General features: G+C 32.1%; 6 protein-coding genes. All 6 read right to left on the bottom strand.

Annotation, left to right across the window (positions count from 1 at the left end; translation table 11 throughout):
• Nucleotides 1-123 precede the first annotated feature (123 nt).
• Nucleotides 124-669 (bottom strand): YceI family protein, encoded by a 546-nt coding sequence (locus ACM55I_RS16240; protein WP_416847887.1) that lies wholly within the window; start codon nt 667-669, stop codon nt 124-126.
• A gap of 5 nt (nt 670-674) precedes the next feature.
• Complete coding sequence (locus ACM55I_RS16245) at nt 675-1016, bottom strand: hypothetical protein (RefSeq protein WP_416835356.1); 342 nt, start codon at nt 1014-1016, stop codon at nt 675-677.
• Between the two features lie 18 nt (nt 1017-1034).
• Complete coding sequence (locus ACM55I_RS16250; RefSeq protein ID WP_416847889.1) at nt 1035-1898, bottom strand: DUF5777 family beta-barrel protein; 864 nt, start codon at nt 1896-1898, stop codon at nt 1035-1037.
• 11 nt (nt 1899-1909) lie between these two features.
• Nucleotides 1910-2311, bottom strand: a complete 402-nt coding sequence (locus tag ACM55I_RS16255) for an OB-fold protein (RefSeq protein ID WP_416847890.1) — start codon at nt 2309-2311, stop codon at nt 1910-1912.
• Nucleotides 2312-2390: 79 nt separating this feature from the next.
• Nucleotides 2391-2810, bottom strand: coding sequence for a QcrA and Rieske domain-containing protein (locus ACM55I_RS16260; RefSeq protein ID WP_416847892.1), 420 nt, complete (start codon nt 2808-2810; stop codon nt 2391-2393).
• A 224-nt stretch (nt 2811-3034) separates the two neighbouring features.
• The gene (locus ACM55I_RS16265) at nt 3035-3490 is read right to left on the bottom strand and encodes a cellulase family glycosylhydrolase (protein WP_416847893.1); all 456 of its coding nucleotides are present in this window, start codon (nt 3488-3490) and stop codon (nt 3035-3037) included.
• Nucleotides 3491-3628 lie beyond the last annotated feature (138 nt).

Genomic DNA, 3628 nt, shown 5'->3' on the forward strand with positions numbered 1-3628 from the left:
ATAATTAAAATGAGAACCTATAAAACAAAAAACAGTAGTAAACCGGAGCTTACTACTGTTTAAAAATTGTACTTTTATTTTTTATTAATCCTGTATCGTTTTTTCAGGACTAGACACTACAATCTATTTCGGTTGAAGTATAAAATTAATTGCAATTTTAACGTTTTCAGCAATCTTATTTTTCACGAGACTAGGAATCTCAATATTGTAATCCTGCGGTTTTACTGAAAAATTACTTGTAACATTAACTTTATCTGCAGTTCCAACTAAAGTAATTTTAGTTTTGATTTTCTTAGTAACGCCATGCAAAGTTAAATCTCCTTCTAAATCATAGACTGTCTTTGCAGCCGATAATTTTGAAGCATCAAAATTTAAAATTTTCCCTTTAAAAGTTGACTTGGGAAATTTAGATGATTCGATATAATTTTCATTAAAATGCTCTTCCATTAAAGGAGCTTTGAACTTAAATCCTTTCACCAAAGCCAGTGCTACAAAATCTCCTGTAGATTCATCAAGAATACACGATACCATATTGTTTTTGGCTGCTATTTCTTCAAAAGCAGGCATTGAAGCTTCAAATTTTATTTCTCCTGTACGTGTCATCACTTTTTGAGAAAACATTACATTCCCTGCAAAAACCAACAATCCTAAAAACGCTATTTTTTTCATAATTTTTATTGATTTATAAAACCATTAGCAGTCCATAACTTAATCATATCTATTGTTCCTTGTGGCATTTTCCCTCCTGTAGGCATTATAGATCCGCATGAACCATCAATTTTACATATTACATCTCCGGTTACAATAGCTGTCTTTAACTGGTCATAAGTTCCTAAATTAGGGAATTGACCACCTGAGTTATGGCAACCGGTACAATTTGCTCTAATCACCGGTTGCACATTTGCAACATATGTTGGATTAGTAACAGGAACTGAAATCTGATCATACGTATTTGATTCGCATGAAACTACAAATACAGTACCAATAATCATTAAAAATATTTTTATCTTTTTCATAATTTATTCTTTTAACTTTTAAAAAACACGGTACATATTAAATCCAAAATAAATACTTCCACCATTCCAATCTCCCGCTGTATTAGAAAATACCGCAACATCATTCATAGGTTGGCTATTGGAGAAAACCAATTGAAAAACGTGACCTCCAGTTTCAATATCAAGACCTACTGAAAGTGGATTATGATAAGGTGACACAAAATTTTCAGGCATATTTACTCGTGCTGCATATTCCAGATTCACACTTAATCTTTTGGCTATTTTATATCTCGCACCAACACCTGCCAGCAAAAGATCTTTTTGTTCTAATCCTCCTTCATATAAGTTTTTATGAACATAAATTGGTGCCATTTCTAATGAAAATTTATCAGAAAACTTTCTGGAAACTAGTATTTGAGTTGTAAAAGCTAATCTGTTATTGAATTTTAAATACGGATATTGAGACGTTTTCAAAGCACTATTAATATCCATCGTATTATAACCAACTATAGTTACAGGAAAACCATTTATTTCTTGATTTGCCAATTTATATTTTGCCGTTAACTCATAGGTTTTATTATACGTTTGTCTTGAAAAACCTAATGATAACCAATCAGTTGCTCCATAGATGCCACCAATTTTCGTGTAGGCATTATCCAATCCAAAAAAATTATCCAGCCCTTTAGTCAAATCTCCAAAACGGTGAGAAACAACCATATACCACTCTCCTTTTGTTGGTAATTTGGTCGATTGCATGTTGACTATTTGTAACCCTTTGAAAGCGGACGTTTCAATTTGCTTTTCTTTTGATTTAACGGTATCCAACTGATTTAATAAATCATCTTGTGCAAAGACATGTCCAACCATAAAAAACATAAACACAAAACCTAAAAAGTTTTTCATTCTCATTTAATTTAATTATTAATTATTATAAAACATTGATCCAGTTTTAATTCCCCCATTAAATCATCATAGCCAACAATTCTACCTTTTACGGTTGCAGTTTGGCCTTTTTTGGTGGAAGAATCCAGTTTTTTTAAATTACAAATAATAGTATTGTCTATTATAACCTCAGTTGCATTCACACTAGTAATAGTTCCTGTTATTGCAACTGCTTTTTCTAGGTATTTTTTATTTGATACCTCAATATCTTTTGTGAATTCAGCAGTAATATTTGCAGAAGTAACAGTGAAATCAGTCTTTTCTGTAGTTAAATTTCTTTCACCTCCATGCATTACATAATTATATCCCAATAATCCAACAAGCGCAATTACAATCAGTGAAACAAAAATTATTTTTACTTTTTTACTCATCATTTTATTTAAATGGTTATTAATTCCTTGATTCTTTTATTCGAAAGTTAAAAAGATTTGTTTTTCGATAACCTCAAAGCTATTATGAAAAAATTCTTAGCGTACTTCCGCTTAATGAAGTATTGTATTTTGTCAAATTACGGGTTGCCGGACCTAAAGTTACAGTTCCTGTACTACTAAATTGTGCTCCATGATTTGGACAAACAAATTTATTTCCGCCTGAATTATAATTCACACTTGTTCCCTCATGTGTGCATGAAGCCGAAACTGCTATAAAATCTCCTACTAGTGTTCTGGCAATAACAATTCCTTGCAAAACCATAAATCCACCATTAGTAGCCAAAGTTCCGGAACTCACATCCACAGTAAAATCTACTCCAGTTGTTGTCCCTGACGTTGTTCCATCGCTGGAACAACTTGTTGCTAGTCCAGCTACACAAGCTGGCAATAAAACTGCAGCAGCTCCAAATCCTACTCTTGCAAAAAACTCTTTTCTATTCATAATTTAATTTTTATAATTCAATACTATTGCTTATTTTTTATAATTATAAACTCAATTTCGTTAATAACGCTTCAAATTATCATAAATTACATATAAAATCATTTAAATTTAAAATCAATAATAATTTTACCAAATCTAATCAAACCGTTTGCTTTTGAATCTTATGTTCGCTTAAAAATTGCTTAAAAAAAAACTCTAAACTTGCGTTCAGAGTTTTAAATTAATTATTTTTTGATAGCATACTTTCGCAAAAGTTCCCGAACCTTTATTCCTGATTCTTTCAGATCCTCCTCTTTCCAATTACCATCTGAATTAGCGGATTTTTTTAGAATAGAACAACTCTCCTCTTTATCAGAAACGGACCAAGTAATCCAACTCAATTTTCTAGCTTCCATCCAATCAATATATTCCTGCCAAGCCACGTAATTCAAAGGTCCGTCACCAGTAGCTTCCATTCCTGCACATTCTGAAACAAAGACCGGCAATCCGCTTTTTATAGCTTCATCGGTTCTGTCCCGCAACCATTTTTCATGTGTGCCTGCATAAAAATGCATCGTGTACATTAGATTATCACAGCCTTTTATAGGATTTGCAGCTGGAAGATGAATATCCTGATCCCAATGCGGGCAACCCACAAGAATAATATTATCTGGGTCATTCTCCCTAATTACTTTGATCACTTTGGACATGCTAACTTAGCAATCACAGAAAGTTAAGAAATAATCTTAATTTTAACCTATGAAACAAGTGCGCAAAATTTATGACAAAGCTTTCAAAGAAAAAGCCGTCCAATTGAGTTATGAGAGAACAAACATATC

It is taken from the genome of Flavobacterium algoris, from assembly GCF_048158525.1.
In the GTDB taxonomy this organism is placed as follows: Bacteria; Bacteroidota; Bacteroidia; order Flavobacteriales; family Flavobacteriaceae; genus Flavobacterium; species Flavobacterium algoris.